The sequence below is a fragment of the Apibacter sp. B2912 genome (assembly GCF_009827835.1).
Classification (GTDB): Bacteria; Bacteroidota; Bacteroidia; order Flavobacteriales; family Weeksellaceae; genus Apibacter.
The window spans coordinates 1-310 of the sequence record NZ_WINV01000024.1; the positions used below are offsets into that span (position 1 = coordinate 1).

The window sequence follows — 310 nt, forward strand, 5'->3', positions numbered from 1 at the left end:
CCCGTAGGAAGCTTCCGTCAGTGGTTTTTGTTTGCCGAATTCGGCGTTTTGATAATAATCTTTCCATGAAATTTGAGGGGTGCAGGCCGGCTGAGGGCTGCTTCGGTTACACAATCCAAAATTCATGTGGTCTTGGTCATCTTCCAGCCAAGTGGCTATTTTCTTTTGGTTGGCCAGGTACTTGTCATCGTCCTTATGCTTTACTTTTAAAATACATTCGGGAAGGCTTCCTCGGTTGCAGCTTACGCAAGCTCCTTCTACTACTAAGGCTAAATGATCGGGTTTTTTATCGGGCATGGAGTTAGTTTTT

General features: G+C 44.8%; 1 protein-coding gene. It reads right to left on the bottom strand.

What is annotated here, in order from left to right; all coding sequences use genetic code 11:
* Positions 1-297 (bottom strand): PAAR-like protein (locus GFV01_RS10060; protein WP_221411130.1); only part of this gene is annotated, 297 nt, incomplete at its 3' end.
* Positions 298-310: the final 13 nt, after the last annotated feature.